Source organism: Maridesulfovibrio frigidus DSM 17176, assembly GCF_000711735.1.
Classification (GTDB): domain Bacteria; phylum Desulfobacterota; class Desulfovibrionia; order Desulfovibrionales; family Desulfovibrionaceae; genus Maridesulfovibrio; species Maridesulfovibrio frigidus.
Genome location: NZ_JONL01000009.1, coordinates 1 through 20,701, shown reverse-complemented (window position 1 = coordinate 20,701; position 20,701 = coordinate 1). Strand labels below are relative to the sequence as shown.

The window sequence follows — 20,701 nt, the reverse complement described above, 5'->3', positions numbered from 1 at the left end:
AGAAACAATACCGTCCTGTGTGGCCGAAAATAGTTTCCATCCAAGGAGTGGACGGAAGACTTTCTGCGACCCTTTCTAGTTCTGCCGGAGTCCAGACAGTGAAACCAGGGAGTAATGCAGGCCCCGGTAAAGTTGCTTCAATAACTCCATCAACTGTTCTGATCCGTTTCAACGGCAAGAACGTTCCCTTGAAATTCAAGGAGTAAATCATGACTAACAACGAAATTCCAAAAGAACTTCAAGAGCGGGTGCTGCTCCTAAATGACATCATCTACATCTCAGCGGAGGTGGCAGACGATGCAGTTTTGATGTCTTTCCTTAGCTATGCGGCGCGTAAAGGTTTCAAGGAGACAAAAAGACTTGAAGCTGAAGAGTTCCAGAAATTGCGCAAGAAAAATATCACCAAAGCTGAAACCAAGAGCGACATTCAAGATCTTGCTGTTCAGATTATTGCTGATGCCTACGACCAAGGTGCGTCTGATATTCACATCGGAGATTACGGCCCGTTTGCCTCCATCCAGTTTAGAAAGCTGGGCATGTTGCAGAACTACAAGCAGCTTATGGGAGAAATTGGCAGAAAAGTAATCGTCGCAATGTATCAAACCATGTCCAACAGCGCAGACACCACATTTGTCGCGAAGGAGAGACAGGACGGAAGGATCGTAAGCAACGACTTTCTTCCGGCGGACGTGCATTCAATTCGAATTCATACAGAACCGCTCGACTGCTCAATGGCGGAAAATGGAACCGGAACTTTCATGGCGCTGCGCCTTCTTTACGATCGCACAACGGCTAAAGGTGATTTGGATGATAGATTGAAAACGCTTGGGTTCTCCGAGCGTCATATCCGTAGATTTCAGTTTCTCACCCAGCGTTCCGGACTGACTCTTCTTTCAGGTCCGACCGGCCACGGTAAAAGTACACTGCTCAAACATATCATGGAGTGCATGGCCGAGGATAATCCGGAAAAGAACTTCCTCGCCATTGAAGATCCACCGGAATACCCGCTTGAAAGAGTAAAGCAGGTTCGGGTCAATACTAACGATCAGGATGATAATCGCGGCTCGGCATACCGCAACGCAATTGCAGGAGCCATGCGTTCTGACCCTGACACCATTATGATAGGTGAAGTTCGTTATCCTGAAGCGGCTTCTGCTGCTCTTGATGCCGCCCAGACAGGTCATGGAGTATGGACAACAGTTCATGCAAACTCTGCGTTAGGAATCATTCAAAGAATGGTTTCTCTGCTCCGTGCTGCTCAATATCCTGATCCGCTTGAATACCTTTGTGACCACACAGTTCTCTCCGGCCTTCATCATCAAAGGCTTGTGCCAGTGCTTTGCCCGAACTGCAAAATGCCGCTTAAGGACATAACCAAACTTCCAACTGACAATGAATTGCGCCGTAAATCACTACCTGAAGCCGTGCTCAATCGCCTTTTCAGAGCGGTTAACAATATGGAGAACGTCAACATCAGGGGTGAAGGTTGTAAGCAATGTTCTGGCGTTGGAATCATCGGGCAGACCGTAGCATCTGAAATAGTAACCACCGACCATGTGATTCTGAAAGCTGTACGTGCCGGCAATATGGAAGCAGCTCATAAGCATTGGAGACATGAGCAGAACGGCCAGACATTTGTCAGCCATGCCATTGACCTGATTGAAGACGGATTGATTGACCCTTATCTGACAGAACGCAGACTTGGTGTGCCATTAAACTATGCCAAGGCTTTCGATGACTTTAACCTTTCATCTTCCGATCTGGATGAACTGGCCGGTTCAAAAAATGTGGAGGCTCCTCATGGTGCTTCCTGAAATTAATGAAATACTGGCGAAGATTTTCTTTAACCATAAAGAACGGATTCGTATCTATAGAAAGCTATCTGCAATGACCAGACACGGAGTCAGTGTTGCTGAAAGTCTGCTCTATCTCGAAAAAAGATACGCAAAAAACTACAGTCCGCTAACACCCGTTCTTACGGAAGTTTCAGCGCGAATAAATTCAGGAAGTAAGCTTCATGAAGCTCTTCAAGGATTCATTCCAGCAGAAGAGTCCATGCTGATTCAAAGCGGAGTTAATTCCGGCAAACTTTGTGAAGCTCTGGAACTATCAGTAAAATTAATCAAGGCCAGATTAAAAATTATAAGCAGTGTGTGGAAGGCTCTCAGTTATCCATGCCTTTTGATTTGTGCGCTCATTACGCTTCTAATTGTGCTTTCAAGATACGTCATGCCCCGACTTACCGAGATTTCAGATCCGGCATTTTGGCAAGGCAGCGCACAAACGCTTTATCAAGTTACGCGATTCATAGATTCCACAACGGGAACTCTGTTTCTTGCGGGATTAATCCTCTCATTCCTTATCTCGCTGGCGACTCTCAAAATATGGACCGGAAAAATACGCGTCCGTTTTGACAATGTACCGCCATGGTCTTTTTACCGTCTTATCACCGGTAGTCTCTGGCTCTTCACCCTTTCTACCATGATGGAATCCGGCATTCAACTGTCACAATCTATGAACGATATGCTCTCCACTCCAGGCTCAAGCCCATGGCTGAAAGAGAGAATGCATTCAGTCAAGGCCCAGCTCAATCTGGGTAAAGGACTTGGACAGGCTCTGGATGACTCAGGATACCAGTTTCCCTCCAGAACAATAATTGAAGACCTGCGGGTCTACTCAAAGCTACCGGGCTTTGACAGCCAGCTGAAACTCATTGCCGAGGAATGGCTGAATGAAGGCATGGAAACAATCAAGGTTCAAGCCAAAGTCATAAACATGGCGTGCATAATCGGCATCATTTTTATGATTTCCAACATCGTTCTCGCAATGACTTCCCTCCAGCAACAACTGGGACAAAACATACTTTAATAGGAGCAATTATGAATGATCACAAAACGAGAAAAAGAGCTCTTAGGAAAAAGGAGTTGGAACGGAAGAAATTCCTATTGGGGAATGCCTTTTTAACTCTGTCCAACACAAAAGATCAGACATTTTCTTCAGAAAATCTGCTGACTTTCCTAAATTCAAAGGCCCGCACTCTGAGTGACAAAAAACTTACAGCGGAACTTCACACAGATATAGCCTCAAACTTCTCATGGGCAAAAGAATCTTGCGAACCAGAACTTATAGAAATGGTCACCACCTTAAAAAAGAAAGTAGAGAAACTGGAATCATTAAGTTCAAAGAACAGAAATAGTCTGAAGTGTCTTTCTGATGAAAACATATCTGCCAATTCTAGGATCAATGAACTTGTAACAGCTTGGAATAAAATACCAAACATCGCTCTCAAATTTGAAAAAATTAGAAATTACTTTCTTGGATTTTTCATATGCTTAGCCATTGATTTTATAGTGACTTTATACATGTTTTTCATGTTCAGAATTATCCCTACACAATAATAACATCCCAAAAAACAAACTACGAGGATAGCAATCATGACTTTGTTTGAAACACTTGGCTCGCTTCTTATAGCTTTAATCGTCTTTGGAGGATCAGCCTATATGATCTCTAAATCGATGGACAACGACAAAATATCAACGGCTGAACAGAACCTCTCGACCTTCCGGCTCGATTTAAAACAGCTTTATGCAGGTGAACCAGACTTCACAGATATTACAACTGACATTGCCGTGAAAAATAAGATTGTACCTGACAGCATGCTGAAAAGTAGCGGAGAAATCCGCAACGCATGGAACGGAGCCGTAACCGTAGCGGAAGGAACAGACGCTACCACATTTACGATTACACATAACAAAGTCCCTGAATATGCCTGCGTGAAACTGGCCACATTTCAAGCCGGATCATGGGAAACCATCACTGTAAACGGGGTTGAAATAGACCAAGCAAGTGGAATGGTCGCTGCTATAACGAATCAGCTTGCCACTGAGAATATCATCGTCTTCACCTCCAACTAGCAGAGGGATTAAATGGTTCTTAAAAGTGTATCATTCACAGATTTGATTCTTCATGAAAGCGGCGAAGCTTTTATGAAGGGATGTGATAATTGCGACCAGAAGCTTGTTCCTTGTGAGGAAGACACCAAAAAGGAAATTGAAGCTCTCCACGTAGAAGTTCTCAAAGTTCATACTGAAACGGGAAGACATACATTCAGAGTTAAGTACGAAGATATCGGTTACAGAGTTGCGCTTTATGAAGGTGTTGTCTGGGGCAGCGGAAAGGTTTTCTTTCTGCGCAGGATTCAGGAAAATGTTTCCGACTTCACGGAACTGGGATTGCCTGAAGCTCTTTCAGATTGGCTTCTGAATGCAAACCAGACTAAAGGATTGATCCTTTTTACCGGAGCACAGGCGTCTGGGAAAACCTTCAGTGCGTCATCACTTGTGGCGACACGGCTTTCAACTCTTGGAGGTCATGCCGTCAGTTTTGAAAATCCTGCGGAAATGCCTCTGGATGGAAAACATGGAGATTTCGGATTCTGTTTTCAGGCCGAAATCGATCATGAAGAAGATCTGGGTGAAGCCATCGAACGCTCTCACCGCTTCGCTTCTCCTAACATCATATATATAGGAGAAATCCGCAGCAAACACGCGGCAAGTGAAGCGTTACGCGTCTGCCTTGGCTCCGATCAACAAATAGTGGTGGCCACACTGCATGGCTTCGACCTTGTAACTGCTCTTGAAAGACTGGTCACAATGGCCCGCGAAATTGACGGAGATATTGCAAGTCAAAATCTTGCTCAAGGCCTTCTAGCTGTTGTTCATCAACAGCTAGAGCATGTTGACGGAAAAACCGTTCTTCATGTCCCCCAGTTCCTGCTGGCTCCTTTTAATGACAATTTCAAAGGACTCCGCGCAAAAATTAAGAACGGTGAACTGGCTGGATTACAGGAAGAAATGCGGGAGCAGAGAAACCGCATTCAATTCGGAGGGCTTGAAGCATTATGCAAGGATTAGCTATCTTTTTCTGTCTGCTCGGAACAATGGCCATGGTCAGTCAAGAAATGCCCACCCAGAGAAACTCACCTAAGGCTGAGTCTATAGCTGTAAATTACGCGATATATCGCAATGCAGTGAATAACTTTGTGACAAGCAATTCGACCATCACAACAGGTGAAGTTCCCGTTTCTAATCTATCAATTCCACCCGGTTGGAAACCCATGCGTGCATGGGCCAACCGGATGGATAGCGGAAATTGCTACGTGTGGGGAGCTGTGCAGGGCAACGAGTCTGAAGAAATCAGAAAGATTTTCATGGGCAGTTTCGCCATCGGAGTTAAACGGAACGGCTTTCTGACCAACGCTCACGGAGCAGATACAACCCTGCCGGCGTTCATTCCTGAAAACAGCATCGTCAGTGTCATCACCCATTAGGAGAAAGTTATGAAAGCTAATCGTAAAAACAAACAGGCTGGATTCGGACTTATAGAGGTGTTGGCAGGACTTCTTATTTTCATGCTTATGCTTCCCATGCTTGCCGACATGATGGACCGAGGCATGGAATCAATCAAACAGCACAGTGTCAGCGATCACCTAGCAAGTATCATGGATGCGGCGGCTTCATATACCAAAGAAAATTATGACGGACTGATCACGTCTTCGACCGCAACTGGAGCAACTCAGATCACTATGGATCAACTTCGAACCGGAGAATTCCTATCTTCCGGCTTTAAGGATCTAAACGGATGGGGACAACGGTACGGAATATACGTGCTTGAACCAACCGCAGGCGACCTGCAAGTTTTGGTACTGACATACGGAGGCCGTACTTATTCTGACAAAAGCAGAAAATTCAGTTCCGCCATTGTTCCAGCCACAGCCGCCATGGTCGGTGGCGCAGGTGGTTACATCCCCATCGGCGACCTTCCGGGACAAAGTGCAACCGAACTTAGAGGTTCTTACGGCGGTTGGACAGTAAATTTAGCATCAACAGATATCCCAATCCCTGCCGCCGGACATATCGGAGGAAGAGCGTTTCTGCGTGAAGAGGATATTGGAAAAGATTTTCTCTATCGCGTTGAAGTTCCCGGTCATCCAGAACTGAATGAAATGTCCACCGAACTGGATATGACCGATCATGCCATTGAAGGTGTTAAGGAAATCAAGTTCGAAGAACACACACTTGCAGATATCGACACCACTGGATTCTGCAATGATGCGGATAAAAACGGACGAGTTTTTCTTGATCCGGCAGTAGGTCTTTACGTCTGCCGTAACGGTCAGCCCGAAGTCATAGCCGACACCGGCAATTCCCAGTTTCTCAAAGGATCAACCATTGCGGTTGATGGCGAACTTATACCCAAACCTATCTGCCCTACCGGCATCACTTCCGATCCTCAAATATTTGTAGCTCCTTCAATTTTTGCTGAAGGACCGATTTCAAAAGCTATTGTCGCTGTGCAGTCGTGGGCCACTGACGTTGGAGACAACTGGCAGGTCCATTTACGCATTCGCACAGCCGACACAGGGGATACATGGATAACACCTCCTGCCGGATACGGAAAAGTAATGGTCCTCACAACCTGTAATTAAGGGAGAAAGTCATGAGATTCACACATAATATTAAATCAAAATATCTTTTCCTTTTTCTATTTCTTCTCTTTGCCTCCGTGCATTCCTCCGCAATCGCAGGAGACGCAACAAGCTTTGATCCGACAAGTGTCGCGGTTGAACCAAAGGCAATCAGCGGAGTCCCAATTGGCGGCGTAATTCCATGGACATCCGGAACTGTTCCCGAAGGATTTCTTGAATGCAACGGACAATCCACCTCCGGCTATGCAGATCTTGCAGCTATTGTGGGCAGCACAGTTCCTGATCTCCGAGGTGAATTTATTCGAGGATGGGATCACGGCAAGGGAGTTGATAGCGGTCGAAGTATTAAAAGTAGTCAGAGTGATGCGATGGAAAGTCATGCTCATACAACTACGATCACCATATCCGGAAGCGTTACTATCCCTTATGGGGTGGGAGATGGAGGCTCTTTTACTTTGCATGATCAGACTCAGAATGCTTGGAGTTTTAATGTCCCTTTCTCTGGCACTGGAAGCGGAGTTTCCACTACAGCAGGTAGCGGAACAGAGAACCGCCCTCGCAATGTATCCATGATGTACATCATCAAGGCTGAGTAGGAATCAACAATGTCAGATTCACCTAACAGCCTCACCCGCCCCAAGATAAAAATAGCTAAATTAGACAGCAAAATTTTATATATTGCTGTAGCGATCGGCGTTTTGCTGGTCGTAATCCTGATCTATGCGGTCAACACCTCCACAGGCAAAAATGAAAAACAAGCTCAGAGTCTTATTAACCCCATTTTTGATACGGACATGAAGCAACCAATTCCAGCTCCTGAAAATGCAAACGGCCTGTCCATACCTCAGAAGAAGAAAGAGGAAAAACTACCGTTAGAAATTGAGACTGAAAAACCTCTTGTCACCGTTGTGAGACCCAAAGGTCCATCGGAGGCTGAAAAACAAAGATCAAAAGAATTGCAGGAAGTTCGTTCATTCAAACTCGACAGAATGCGGGCGGCTTTAACTGCTCCGCTTAAGGTGGAAACATCTAGTACTAACAAAAAACAAAACCAAACAGTGCAGACTTCTTTCGATGATGTTCGGTCCCGTCATCCTCTTACAGCTTCTGGAACAATCGCCGGTATCAACGGAGAGCCTGACGAACGACAGGAAAAGGAAGAATTCCTTAATGCCCGCGCTGCACAGAAAGACTCATGGCGACTGCCATATGAAAGAATTCCGGGCGCAAGATGTGAACTGAAAACAGGTTCAGTAATAACAGGCATCATGATCTCCGGCATTAATTCAGATCTCCCCGGTCAGATAATCGGGCAGGTGAGCAAGAATATTTATGACACTGCAACTGGAACCTACATGCTTATCCCGCAAGGTTCCCGCATGGTCGGGGTCTATGATTCACGGGTCGCTGTAGGGCAATCTAGAGTGTTGGTTGCATGGAACCGCATAATCTTTCCAGACGGCTCTTCAATCACTCTTGGCGTAATGCCCGGTACGGATATCGGAGGTTACGCAGGCTATTCAGGAGATGTGGATAACCATTACCTGAAAACGTTCGGCTCTGCGGCCATCATGAGCCTCATCAGCGGCGGTACTGCTTATGCCATGGACTCTTTCAACAAAAGTTCATCTTCAAGCCAGACGCCAACTCTACAAGATGAACTAGGTTCAGCTGTTGCCAGCCAATTGGGCCAATCCACCCTGCAATTGCTCCAAATGAATGTGAAGCTGAAGCCGGCAATATCCACCGAACCGGGCAAGAGATTCAATATGGTTGTAACCAAAGATATCGTTTTTGCGCGCCCATATAAGCCGTACAGGAGCCAGTAATGAATGATCAATATGGACTAGGTGAAAGCATAAAGAAGAGCAAAATGAGATTGCTCTACCTACTATTTATGCTCGCAGTCACCCTTATCGCTATGAGCTATGCGACCCAGCATACAGCTGAACTTTACGGGTATCATAAAGCTCTTGGTAACACAGTCTATAAACAATTTTACTGGCCGTGGATGATTGTAATCTGGTTTCAGAAACTCGCTTCAAGCGAAAGTTTGAATCACATTATTGCGATCGCTCAGGTCATATTTATCGGGCCGCAAATTGTTGTTATTGGAATTTCTCAATTTTTCTTAAGGAAGCCGGAAGGAGTCAGCGACATTCACGGCACAGCTCACTGGGCAAGCAAAAAAGAAATTACAAAAGCCGGACTTCTCGAAGGTACAGGCGTTTATGTGGGTGGCTGGCAAAATAAGAACGTTCTTAACTATCTGCGCCATAACGGACCGGAACACATTATGGTCTTCGCCCCTACCCGCTCAGGTAAGGGTGTGGGCCTTGTTCTGCCGACTCTGCTCTCGTGGGATGAAAGTTCCATTGTTCTCGACATTAAAGGTGAGAACTGGGCTTTAACTTCCGGCTGGAGAAAATCTCAAGGGCACAAAGTACTTAAATTTGACCCTACCGATACTTCCGACAATTCAGCCAGATACAACCCGCTTTCCGAAGTAAGGTTGGACGGTCCGCAAGCTATTCCAGACGCTCAAAACATTGCAAATATGATTGTTGATCCAGACGGTAAAGGTCTTAAAGATTACTGGAACAAGGCGGCTTTCGGTTTTCTTGGCGGTGCGATTCTTCATTGCATGATTCTGCTTCGTGTCACATCCGGACAACACGCAACTTTAAATGATCTTTCCCTGATGCTTGCTGATGAAGACAAGGAGATGACGGAACTTTTTGATGAAATGCTTGGTGTCGAGCATCACATATTATTGGTCGAACTTTTCGGGCCGGAAATATCAGATTCAGCCACAGCTATCAAAAAATTCATTTCCGCTGCGGCAAGGGAAATGCTCAACAAATCAGGAGCGGAGCTTTCAGGAGTTGTATCTACTGCGGTGGCAAATATGGCTCTTTATAGAGATCCAGTTGTTGCCCGTTCCACTTCCGGTTGCGATTTTAAAATCACCGACCTAATGAATAATGACTCCCCTATTTCTCTTTATCTCGTAATCCGTCCATCAGATATTGACCGCTTACGGCCACTGATCAGACTAATTTTAAATATGGTTCTGCGCCGGCTTACTGAAAATATGGAATTTCAGAACGGCAGAGTGAAGGAATGCTATAAACATTGCCTTCTTCTCATGCTCGATGAGTTCACATCATTAGGTAAAATGGAAATATTTGAACGCGCCTTGGCATTCATGGCCGGCTACGGAATCAAAGCCTACATCATCGTTCAGGATCTCACACAACTCCAGTCAGCTTACGGTAAAGATGAATCCATTATGAGCAATTGTCATATCAGGATTGCATACGCACCCAACAAAATCGAAACCGCAAAAACGCTCTCTGACATGACGGGTAAAAGAACTGTCATTCAAAATAAAACCTCTCTTTCCGGAAACAGATCAGGCCATCTTGGTCGTGCCAGCGTCAGTGTTTCTGAGGTTTCACGTCCACTGCTTACTCCTGATGAATGCATGCGCCTCCCCGGTGCAGAAAAGAAAAACGGAAAGATTGTGCGCCCCGGTGACATGCTCATATTTCCGGCCGGATTCGCGCCCGTATACGGCAAGCAAATCCTATTTTTTCTTGATAGCGAATTCCTCAAAAGAGCCAAGATTCAGGCTCCAGAAAAATCAGACATTATCACTGAGACTAAAGCCTTACCCCCAGCCATTCATCACAATGAAGATGATGAGAATCTGCCTACTGTGGATGAACTTATAGAAGAGAATCAAGATTATGAGCAGTCCTGAAATTTTGAACATTCTACCTGTCCGCTTTCCCCGTGAAGCATGCAGAACATGCCCTGCATGCGCAGAATGGATGGTTCAGCACAGGACTAGAAAGACAGGCCGCGCCAATTGTCCTCTTTGTCATGGCGACGGCAGAGTTCCATATATGTACCTGCCTCCGGAAAGAGTTTCGGGACGTCAACTAACCATAGTTGAACAAGGCAATATCCCATTTTTAAAGCCAGTATTCGGCCAATGCAAACAACCGGGACAACATCGGGCCATGCAGACAGGAACACAAGTCCGCTGCCCTGGATGCGACGACCTTTGCAGAATGCCTGAAAATATTCAGGCCGGAGATTTGATTACTACTGACACGACAACGAAAAGGAGGAGCAATGGTTTTTATCCCCTCAAAACAGCTCTCTGATTTATCTGAAGCACCCCTAAAAATTTATCTGGCTTGTCCTTACACACATCCAGATCCAAAAGTACGGAAGAACCGCTATGAAGCTGTAAATATTGCAGCAGCAAGGCTTATTGTCGCTGGTCATATTGTTTATTCTCCGATCTCTCATTCACACGGAATAACGAATACAGGATTGCCCATGGACTGGACTTTCTGGAAACGCATTGATCAGGAATTTATCCGCTGGGCAGATCAGGTCTGGATTCTAAAGCTTGATGGCTGGAAAAAATCACACGGTATTGCGGCAGAAATTGAACTCGCTTTCACAGAGTTCAAAATGGTCAGATTTGTTTCTCCAGAACATTACAACGTATCCTCTTTCTAAGGAATCAGGTTCTGACATGAATTCAACGGCACGGGAACACTACCCACCAAATGGTCCTGATACCAATGGTGATCGACATCAGGAACAAGCTGATACCGATCACCTAATAAAGCTTATGCGCCGTGACATAGCCGCCTTTTATAATGCCCTCTCCGGAACAGGCAGAAGAATACTTGCGACCCTTATCCAATCTGCTCCGGCAATGGATGCGCCGTATTCTATTGTCATTTCCAGCCTTCAATATGCCGCGAAATGCAGTAAATTAAGCGTATTACGTTCTCTACCGAAAGGGGAGAATGCGGTGCTGTTTCACAGAGAAATAAGCAGCTCAGGACGTAGGCACGGAACCGTCGTTACCTTATATAAGGAACGCTGCGAGTACTTCATAAGCCTGTTCAAACATGAATACGGCCTGCTCGCTGATACCGATCATGATTGGTATCAAAAGAAGAATGTTACCAAAGGTGATCGGTATCAAACCAACATTGGTAACAAGTTTGACCAAATAGTAAAAAACCAATCTCTTTGTATAAACACTTCTGATAAAACAGATGCTCTTTTTAACCGTTTATCCGATCAGGGTAAGCGAGTGATTGGTATCATATGTTCACATTCTGTAGAAGCTAAGCAGGACGAAGTAAGCCTTGTAATTCAGGCAATTGCCCGAAAAGCAGCATGTAGCGAAGTCACTGCACGCAGGGTAATCAAACACGGCCATGATGCTGGTATATACTCTAAAAGAGTCCATGAGCGCGGCCCGCGCTTTGGTATCATTCTCCAATTAAATAATGAGCCTATTACCCGTATTCAGGATCTTCTAAAATCCTATCCACCACATTTTGATACCAATGCTGATCGGTATCAAACAGGTGTTACCAATCATGACCGCAATGATACCAATCTTGATACCAAAGGTGATCGGTATCATGTTACCAATGCCGATTCATCAGCAAAACAGCATGTTAGCCCTTACCAATCAGGAGCTGATGAGAATCAGGGACGCTCTTTTGATACCAATGCTGATCGGTATCAAAATCCACCCTTCTTAGATAGACAGATAAAAAGTCTATCTAGTTCAGAAGAATCTGAAGAGGAAAAATGGACGCGCCGGTTGTTATCAATCAGCCGCGATGACTTTCAAATCCTCTGGCCCAACCTGCACAGTGAAAGATTTGGTCCGGATCAGATCCGCCAAATTGTAGAGCACCGGCTTTCTTTTGGTGAAACAATCCTCGACATCGAAGAGTCCCTGCATGCAGCGCACTGGGAACTGGAAAATGGAACCTTCCCTGAAGCCCGTAAAGGAGTCTGCAACTATCTATTCGCAACTCTGAAATCAAAGGGAACATGGCGCAGACCTGTTGGATTTTTAACTCCGAATGAACAAGCTCTTGCGAATGCAAAGAAGGCCGACAAAACCCGCGCTGAGCTGAAAAACATTGAAACTCAGAAAATTGAAAAGGCTGAGCAGGATCTACAAAATCAAGATTTTGAAAGCTGGCTTAACTCGTTAGACAGTTCTGAGATCGAGTCCATTGACTCAAAGTGCCACCTTAATATCAACAGTGAAACGGCAAAACGCGGCTGGCGCAGGACTTACTGGACCAAGAATGTTCAGGGAGTCTCCGCATGAAAAAGATCATCCTGCTTGCCTTCTGCTGTCATCTAACAGCCATCATCTACGCAATCCACTTTGCGGGCTACCGCGTCAATTTCACCGACTCCATGCCCCATGGCATTTACCAGATTATTCCCGGCAAGCCAGCTAAGGGTGACCTAGTTACTTTCAGTCTCCGTGAAGACAATCCATATTTTAAAATTTCGCTTGATCGTAAATATCTCGGTCATTACGGCAAACGGCCACTATTGAAAACTCTTGCCGGAACAACAGGAGACAACGTTGAAGTTACGCTTGAAGGAATTAACATCAACGGATTGATTCTCTCTTCAAGCCTCCTGAAAAATCATGACAATCATGGCAGAAATCTTCCTTCCTTACTCACTTCAAATCTGATTCCTCAAGGCAAAGCCCTTGTCATGTCCACACACACCGAAGGCAGTTTTGACAGTAGATATTTCGGACTGGTTGACGCGAAAGAAATGCAAAGGGTCATTCCCATTTTAACCTTTAACTTGGAGGATAGGACTATCACTGAATCAAAAAATACCTGCCCAAAATGTGGAACGCATTTAACACAGTTATCACGATCTAATGGCTGTAAATCTATGTGGATATGCAGCAGTTACCCAGCCTGTCACTACTGGACATCAAACCCTGAAGAGTATTCTGCGAGCAGTATTGAAGGAAACCTAACAACTCAAAAAATTGAAGAAACAAAGCCAAAACAAAAGCTTTACCGCATTACAGACTCAAACGGACTTTGCTTAGAAGTCAGACCTACAGGATCAAAACTTTGGAGGTTCCGATACCGTTTCAACGGCAAAGAAAAAATGATCGGCCTAGGCTCATTTCCGGCAACTAGTTTAAACGACGCAAGGAATAAGCGAGATGAACATCGTAAAACCCTTGAAAAAGAAATTGATCCTTCAAGACAGAGACAAGAACAAAGAAGCTCTATCAAAGAGGCACAGGAGCAATCACATCTTGTTGGCAAGATCGATTCCTTAATACGACAACTCAGAAAATCAAAAAAAGCACTAACAATCACATCTTAACTCATGGAGTAAATTATGGATGAGAACAAAAAATACCTAACGGAACAAGCTAAACAAATCGACGTAGACGCAACCGAAAATCCCGGCGCGGCAATTGAAGTTGATCCTGACGTTGCTGAATACATGGGAGCATTTGAAGAAACCGCTCTTTCCGCTGAAGATGCTGAAGACGCATCTTTTGATCTGGCGGAAGAGCAAAGCGAGAACAGGTGATATTATGGCAAAAGCTAAAACACCATATCATCAGCGTTTTGCTGAAACTATGATTGCGGATCTGAAAAAAGGCACTGCCCCTTGGCAACGTCCGTGGAAAGCTGGTGAATATCAGCCGGCATTCAATCCTGTTTCTGGGACAGTTTACAGGGGAGTCAATCAGGTAATGCTCGGTAGGGAGGGACTTAACGATCCCAGATTCATGACCTACAAACAAGCTTCATCACAAGAATGGCAGGTAAAAAAAGGAGCTAAATCTGAAACAGTAGTATTCTGGCAATTGAATCGTCCAGAAGTGATCAAAGATGAACAAGGTAAGCCGGTGCGCGATGAAGATGGCAAAGTGACCATGCAAGAAGTTCCTCTTGCAAGACCTATTTTGCGCTATGCAAACGTATTCCATGCGAGCCAAATTGAAGGCATTCCAGAATGGAAAGGACGCGATATAAGTTGGAATCCTGACGAACGCGCTGAAACCATTCTGGATAACTCCGGAGCGGAAATTCATCACGACCAGCGGGACAGAGCTTTCTACAGGCCAGCGTCGGATGAAATCCACTTACCGCCCAGAGGAGCTTTTGAAAGTTCTGACAAATATTATGGAACTGCCCTGCATGAACTTGGACATTGGACTGGACATTCATCCCGCCTTGATCGTGAAGGTGGACCTTTCGGTTCAGAGCTTTATGCCCGCGAAGAGCTGCGAGCGGAAATAGCAAGCTGGATGATCAGTTCAGAGCTTGGTCTTAGCCATGACCCTGACCAGCACCTCAGCTACGTGGATAGTTGGATCAAAGCTCTTGAAAAAGATCCCTATGAAATTGTCCGGGCTTGCCAAGATGCCGACAAGATTAAAAACTATACTATCAGCCTTGAGCAGGGACGTAGCATGGAAGCAACGAAGACGCAGAAAAAGGAAATCGCTCCTGCAAAAAATCCAGCGCCAGAAAAGACCTATCTGACTGTGCCCTACTCCGAAAAAGGACAAGCTAAAAAACTAGGTGCACGATGGGATAAGTCTAAAAAGTTATGGTTTGCTGCAACCGGCACGGATCTAGATCCACTTTCAAATTGGATGCCTAAGAACAAGATCATTGCTCCGACAGGAAATCCTGAACAAGAGTTTGCAAAGGCTCTTCAGCATGCAGGACTTGATCTTCAAGGTCAGCTTCCAATCATGGACGGTACGCTGCAACGGGTTCCTGTCATTGATGGAAAACTCAATTCCAGAGATGGAGCCTACACAGGACATCTTGACGACCACCCTGCTGGATTCATTCAGAATCATAAAACAGGGCTCAAGATGAACTGGAAAGCTGAAGGCCATAAGCTGACGGAAGAACAGAAAGCTGAGTTAAAAATAGTATCGATCCAGAAAAAACAGGAACGAGAAAAGGACCTAAAAGAGCAACGGGAAAAAGCTTCCAAACGTTCATATGCCAAGTGGAAAAACGCAAAAGACTGGGCCAATGATAAACAGCCATATCTGGCAAAGAAAGGAGTCTACGGCTACGGAGTCAAAGTGAGTGAGCGCGGGAATTTGATTATTCCCGGCAAAGATGTGAATGGCCATATTCATACTCTCCAGACAGTCACCGAAGACGCTAAACTCTTCGAAAAGGGAGGACTTAAAACAGGTACGTTCCACACCATTGATCCCGACAGAAAGATAGATCAAGGCGGCCCTATTCTAATTGCGGAAGGATATGCAACGGCGGCGAGTATTCACATGGCCACAGGAGAACCGACGATTGTAGCATTTGATGCATCTAATCTTGAGCCGGTAGCAAAGGCTCTGCACAAGAAGTACCCCGACAGCCCAATCGCGGTCCTTGGGGACAACGATCATCATCTTAAAAATAATGTGGGCGTGGAAAAGGCTGAGGCTGCGGCAAAGGCCGTTGGGGGAATGTCCATAGTTCCCAAATTTGCTGCGAAGAATCTAGAACAGGGACTTAGTGATTTTAATGACCTGCACCAAAAAAGCGGACTTGAAGAAGTTAAAAATCAGCTTGCCGGATTTATAAAGGTGGTTAAAAAACCTATAATCAAGAAAGCCGAAGGGAGAGCTATGGCAATGTAAGGAATGACGGTCTCTGAGGGGGAACCGTCATAAATGCTTGAACACTCTTGGAGTTAACATATGCAGGAGATTAAGGGATTATCCATGTGTTTAGCTAACGTCTTATAGCCAGCAACTAAAAGCAAAAAAACACTCATTTGGATGTCATCCATGAAACTATCATCAGAATAAACCAAGCTAAGATTTAAAAAAACTCAAAATACTTAAAATTATTAGACATATACGAATTGTATACTCTTTGCTTTTGTCGCATACATTACGTCAAATCAAAGGAGATACTATATATGGAACTTAATTACGCTATAGAAATGTTCTTACAGCACTGTCAATTAGAACGAAACCTTTCTGAACTGACTTTAAAAGCATATGAAAAAGATCTAGATCAATTTAAAAGTAAAATAACTACACCTAATATCTGCGTAGAAGATATATATAAAGAATTTCTTCGCGAATATATTAAATACCTATCATCGAAATATAAGCCTAGAAGTATTAAGAGAAAGATCGCTACACTTAAATCCTTTTTTACTTTCCTTGAACGTGAAGATATTATTAATACAACTCCATTTAGAAAAATACATTTGAAATTGAATAGATCAAAAGAATTGCCTAAAATAATACGTAAATCATCTCTAAATAGAATCATTAAATATGCTTATTTAGAAAAAAACAAATTTTTCATAGAAAGTAGAGCATATAGAGAAGCAACACGTGACATAGCTGTAATAGAACTTTTATTCTCAACAGGAATAAGAGTATCTGAACTATGCAACATTACATTTAATGAAATAGATTTAAAAAACAAAGTGCTAAAGATACATGGAAAAGGAAAGAAAGAAAGAATAATACCACTTTGCGAAAAAAAATCATTAGCCATTTTAAAAGAGTATGCTCACCTTTATGATGAATACTTGCATCATTCTACATCGTTTTTCCTAAATAGAGACTGTCATCCCCTTTCTGACCAATCGGTCCGACGAATAATAAATAAGTATTCCGCCATTGCAGGAGTGTCTGAACATATTACTCCACATATGTTTAGACACACCATTGCTACAATGCTTCTTGAAAACGGTGTAGACATAAGAAATATACAAACATTATTGGGACATAGTTCACTTGCAGTCACAGAAATATACACTCATGTGAGCCTTTCTTCGCAGCGTAATATCCTTACTTTGAAGCACCCTAGGAAAAACATTTGCTGATGGCAACTTATCGATAACTAGAAATTATGGATTGCAAATCATGTTTCGATAGGGTTGGAGTTAGGCAGCGCCTTCAACGCTTTTTAACGGAAGATTCAAAGACCCCTATTTTTGCTTATGGGGACTCTGGAGTCGGAAAATCAACAGTAATTAATATCGTTACACAGAAACAATATACTGCAAAGAATGTCGTTTCTTATTCTTTTCAGGAAGATCAAGAAGATTTGTTGAGTTTTTTTAAATCTACTCTTCACATCAAAAAGAAGGATAATTACGTTTATAGAACTCTATCAAATATAGCTTCAATCAAGAACATACAATTACAGCTGCCCTTTGTAGGATCTATCTCTTTTTCACCTACAACGGATTCTAATCAAAGCGACAATCACGGCAAAACAATTAAAAGAATGTCTCAACTGACATTCCTTAATAGGCATAAAGAGTTAGAAGTCTCTATCAGTAACAATATTAAGAATCTACATAGCAAGAAAGTTCAGTGTATCTGGATCTCTAATTTGGATATGGCAAGTGAATATGAGCTGTTCTTAGTTGGACTTATTGCTAAATACTGTGACGGTTTAATTACATGCATTTTGGAAGGTGCGTACTCACCTAGAAATGCTCGGGCTATTATTGAACATTATCAGTCAGTTTTTATGGGTATTGCTAAATTTAATGAACTTTTTGTTAAAAATTTTGATGAGCGAAACGGTGTTATGTTTTTTAAATACAAAGGCTTACAGGGTGGGTTTTATAGCTATGACCATGTTAAAATGCGTGGAAACCCAGCATGTATTCTTTACGATATAGGTTGTAAAATTGGAGAAAAATCATACAGCAAAGTGATCACAGAATTTATTGAAAAGGACTCCGGTAATGGAGAATCCTTAGCGCTATTAGCTCTAATATACGGAGCAGAGTCTTCATTTGAAAAAATAGTATGGCTTGCTGAAAAATTAAAGATAGCAGTTAATGTAGAATTGTTGCACTCATTTGAACTTATCGATTTTACTGAAAATGAGTGTTTCTTAAGGCATCCAAAACTGTGTAGATTCTTATTAGTGACTCAAAGAAGCGCTCTGAATAAAATCATAAAAAAAATGGCTGTCTTTAGCCATGACAGAAGTGATAAGTTAGCTGTGATTTCCTGTCTTAGCTATAGTCATTGTTTAAGTGAAATTGAATTTAAAACAATGCTTCAATTCGGAATAAACTATGCGATACGCAATATTGAAAAGCACCATTATGATCAAGCACGTGTTTTTGTAAAATCCATACAATCCATTTCAGACTCAATTCCAGCTGAATTCTTATCGCAAGTAAATGTGCTAATCAGCCAAATAGACTCACTCTATCAAGAAAATTCGATTTGCCCTATTATTTCTGAACATAGCCTAAATGGAGTGGTGACAACTATTATTTCCGCTCAGTCCTGTATGAAAGCTCTAGAGTATGATGATTGCTTAGCCCTGACTAATACGGCCGGTGCTATGTTGAAAAATTTAGATATTGATCTAAAGACAGAAAATTGGCTTGAGTTTTGTCGTAACCATATCAATGCCGCTGTGTATATCTCCATGGGTAAATTTCATAATGCCGAAAACTGTATCAGTATATTGGAAAATCTTGCGCCTCAAATATCACATGAAGCGAATGCAATGTGGCTGCTACTTAAGTCCTTTATATCATTTCCGACATTTGCATATAGTGAAGAATTACATAAAATAGAAGGTGCAAATCCGTTTCTTAAAAACCGCCTTTTGCATAATGAATATACGGGAAAGTTATTTGAAAAAGCTAATAATGATGAATCATTTAGAATAATTTCTAAAATTATTTTTCCTGAAATATACAAAAGTGGTACTGTTGAGGTTACGTATACTTTAAATAGCTTAGCTATTTCAGTACTCTTTACGAAGGGACCATTGCATGCAATTGAGGTGTTTTATGATCTACTTGATATTTGTATTTATGAATATGACTACTTTTCTGCTTATCTAAATCTTTCGATTTGCTTCGCATTAACCGGTGATATTGTTAGTGCATTGGTACATATCAAAAAAGCCAATTCAATAATAAGCAAAGGTAAGCTTGTTGACCCTGTCTTTGTCTATAAGCTTGACTACAATTGGGCCATATTAAATGCAATTGATGGCGACTGGAGACCGATACTTATGCTTCAAAAAGAGCGGCAACGTTTTTTTAACGAAACAGAAGCCCATCGGCATAATGTTATTCTGCATAAATTTGAACAACTGAGTGAAGCTATTAATAATAAACAAGTTCTATTAGATATAGACACAGAACTTGGGATCGAAGTTGCTACAATATTTTGGCCTCAGACTCTTTGGTATTGGGATTTTTCATTTCCAATTATTAATGAAGAAATATTACGGCAAATTAAGGATGATTAGGTTTATCCCCACCTCGAAACTGGGAATTGACGATGATAAGAATGTATAAGAGCATTATAAAAACATTCACCTACATTTTGAAAGCCTAATTCTTTAGCTAAGTCTAAATATATATCGTTAACATAAGGGGAAGTATTGATTTCAAAAACACAGATGTCACCATGGTTGTCAACACATGCATCAAGCCCAAAATAGTCTTTTATCTTAAGTGAATAAAGTGATTTAGCACATATTTCTTTTATTGTTCTAGCTGAGAAATTGTTACTTTTATTAATTCCTTCATACTTAAAAATCCACTTTGTATAATTTTCGACACTATCCATAGGATAAATTTCATTTTCGCCTTTATTATTAATAAAGTTTACGGCGTTTATACCAAATTTATCTTCTTCGCTTGTTGCAACGTATGAAACTCGAACAACTTTCCCTTCTACATATTGTTGTATTATTGCTCGAGAGTTAAATTCTTTTTTTATTTCCACACTTCTTTCTAATGCATCCTCCCAACTGTATGCCAACGATTTATCATTAATCCCAATTTGGGAACCAAGTTGATTCGGTTTCACAAAAAAAGGACCATCAATCTTCATTTGATTATGACTTGATAAAACCTCATCACCATCGACATAACACGACCACGGCACATTAATTCCAGCGTGTAGCAATGACAGTGATGAAATATATTTATTGCTGCAAATTGATTGAACTGCCGTTGAAGATCCAAAATAAGGAATTCTGAGTGTCTTGGAAATACTAGGAATATATCCTCCCCGGTACCTTATTTGGCCATCTGAAATTGACCATATAATCAAAGGCTCATCTATGATTGAGCGAATCCTCTCTTGTAGCTCTTGTCCATCACTAATTCGTACTAACTGAACTTCAATGTTATCCTTTTCGCCCGCGATAGCGATTTCTTTGTAAAGTTCGTATATGTCCATGTCTCTTGGTAAAAAATATTGTAATTTTTTAAGCATATCAGGATTTGATTTTGAAATTGGGCCGTTAGAAATCCAACTTTGCCGAGTTTCAGTTACTAGCAAAATTCGTTTTAGATGAGCGTTCATAATTTCTAGTTATC

The 20,701-nt window shown here is 42.6% G+C and carries 19 protein-coding genes; 18 read left to right on the top strand and 1 reads right to left on the bottom strand.

Features of this window, described 5'->3' with window-relative positions:
• Positions 1-209: 209 nt before the first annotated feature.
• From BR06_RS0116095 to BR06_RS0116010, 18 genes are all read left to right on the top strand, one after another.
• Entirely contained in the window at positions 210-1,814 is a 1,605-nt protein-coding gene (locus tag BR06_RS0116095; RefSeq protein ID WP_031484892.1) for a GspE/PulE family protein, read from the top strand.
• Positions 1,801-2,868, top strand: coding sequence for a type II secretion system F family protein (locus BR06_RS0116090; protein WP_031484891.1), 1,068 nt, complete (start codon positions 1,801-1,803; stop codon positions 2,866-2,868). Before BR06_RS0116095 ends, BR06_RS0116090 begins: the two co-directional genes overlap by 14 nt.
• A gap of 11 nt (positions 2,869-2,879) precedes the next feature.
• Positions 2,880-3,398, top strand: a complete 519-nt coding sequence (locus BR06_RS0116085; RefSeq protein WP_031484889.1) for a hypothetical protein — start codon at positions 2,880-2,882, stop codon at positions 3,396-3,398.
• A 36-nt stretch (positions 3,399-3,434) separates the two neighbouring features.
• Complete coding sequence (locus tag BR06_RS0116080) at positions 3,435-3,914, top strand: type 4 pilus major pilin (RefSeq protein WP_031484887.1); 480 nt, start codon at positions 3,435-3,437, stop codon at positions 3,912-3,914.
• A gap of 12 nt (positions 3,915-3,926) precedes the next feature.
• Complete coding sequence (locus BR06_RS0116075) at positions 3,927-4,913, top strand: ATPase, T2SS/T4P/T4SS family (protein ID WP_031484885.1); 987 nt, start codon at positions 3,927-3,929, stop codon at positions 4,911-4,913.
• A complete protein-coding gene (gene pilM, locus BR06_RS0116070; protein ID WP_031484883.1) occupies positions 4,901-5,329 on the top strand; it encodes a type IV pilus biogenesis protein PilM in 429 nt (142 codons plus the stop codon). The genes BR06_RS0116075 and pilM overlap by 13 nt, the downstream gene beginning before the upstream one ends.
• Positions 5,330-5,338: 9 nt before the next feature.
• Positions 5,339-6,487: a shufflon system plasmid conjugative transfer pilus tip adhesin PilV gene (gene pilV / locus BR06_RS0116065; protein WP_031484881.1), complete on the top strand. Its 1,149-nt coding sequence runs from the start codon at positions 5,339-5,341 to the stop codon at positions 6,485-6,487.
• 11 nt (positions 6,488-6,498) lie between these two features.
• Positions 6,499-7,083 carry a phage tail protein gene (locus tag BR06_RS0116060; protein ID WP_051677140.1) on the top strand — a complete coding sequence of 195 codons (585 nt, stop codon included), beginning with the start codon at positions 6,499-6,501 and terminating at the stop codon, positions 7,081-7,083.
• A 9-nt stretch (positions 7,084-7,092) separates the two neighbouring features.
• Complete coding sequence (locus BR06_RS0116055) at positions 7,093-8,316, top strand: TrbI/VirB10 family protein (RefSeq protein ID WP_034603083.1); 1,224 nt, start codon at positions 7,093-7,095, stop codon at positions 8,314-8,316.
• Positions 8,316-10,253, top strand: coding sequence for a type IV secretory system conjugative DNA transfer family protein (locus tag BR06_RS0116050; protein WP_084154207.1), 1,938 nt, complete (start codon positions 8,316-8,318; stop codon positions 10,251-10,253). The genes BR06_RS0116055 and BR06_RS0116050 overlap by 1 nt, the downstream gene beginning before the upstream one ends.
• Positions 10,240-10,662, top strand: a complete 423-nt coding sequence (locus BR06_RS0116045) for a hypothetical protein (protein ID WP_031484873.1) — start codon at positions 10,240-10,242, stop codon at positions 10,660-10,662. The genes BR06_RS0116050 and BR06_RS0116045 overlap by 14 nt, the downstream gene beginning before the upstream one ends.
• The gene (locus tag BR06_RS0116040; RefSeq protein WP_051677139.1) at positions 10,631-11,026 is read left to right on the top strand and encodes a DUF1937 family protein; all 396 of its coding nucleotides are present in this window, start codon (positions 10,631-10,633) and stop codon (positions 11,024-11,026) included. The genes BR06_RS0116045 and BR06_RS0116040 overlap by 32 nt, the downstream gene beginning before the upstream one ends.
• A 16-nt stretch (positions 11,027-11,042) precedes the next feature.
• Positions 11,043-12,659, top strand: coding sequence for a helix-turn-helix domain-containing protein (locus BR06_RS0116035; RefSeq protein WP_031484868.1), 1,617 nt, complete (start codon positions 11,043-11,045; stop codon positions 12,657-12,659).
• Positions 12,656-13,702 (top strand): conjugative transfer signal peptidase TraF, encoded by a 1,047-nt coding sequence (traF, locus tag BR06_RS20630; RefSeq protein WP_211252488.1) that lies wholly within the window; start codon positions 12,656-12,658, stop codon positions 13,700-13,702. Before BR06_RS0116035 ends, traF begins: the two co-directional genes overlap by 4 nt.
• A gap of 15 nt (positions 13,703-13,717) precedes the next feature.
• Positions 13,718-13,915 carry a hypothetical protein gene (locus BR06_RS0116025; protein ID WP_031484865.1) on the top strand — a complete coding sequence of 66 codons (198 nt, stop codon included), beginning with the start codon at positions 13,718-13,720 and terminating at the stop codon, positions 13,913-13,915.
• 4 nt (positions 13,916-13,919) lie between these two features.
• Positions 13,920-15,998, top strand: a complete 2,079-nt coding sequence (locus BR06_RS0116020; protein WP_031484862.1) for a zincin-like metallopeptidase domain-containing protein — start codon at positions 13,920-13,922, stop codon at positions 15,996-15,998.
• Positions 15,999-16,282: 284 nt separating this feature from the next.
• The gene (locus BR06_RS0116015) at positions 16,283-17,206 is read left to right on the top strand and encodes a tyrosine-type recombinase/integrase (RefSeq protein WP_031484860.1); all 924 of its coding nucleotides are present in this window, start codon (positions 16,283-16,285) and stop codon (positions 17,204-17,206) included.
• A 26-nt stretch (positions 17,207-17,232) separates the two neighbouring features.
• Positions 17,233-19,620: a hypothetical protein gene (locus tag BR06_RS0116010; protein ID WP_031484858.1), complete on the top strand. Its 2,388-nt coding sequence runs from the start codon at positions 17,233-17,235 to the stop codon at positions 19,618-19,620.
• Between the two features lie 2 nt (positions 19,621-19,622).
• On the opposite strand, the gene BR06_RS0116005 is transcribed toward BR06_RS0116010, so the two are convergent.
• Positions 19,623-20,687, bottom strand: a complete 1,065-nt coding sequence (locus tag BR06_RS0116005; RefSeq protein WP_031484856.1) for an ATP-grasp domain-containing protein — start codon at positions 20,685-20,687, stop codon at positions 19,623-19,625.
• Positions 20,688-20,701 lie beyond the last annotated feature (14 nt).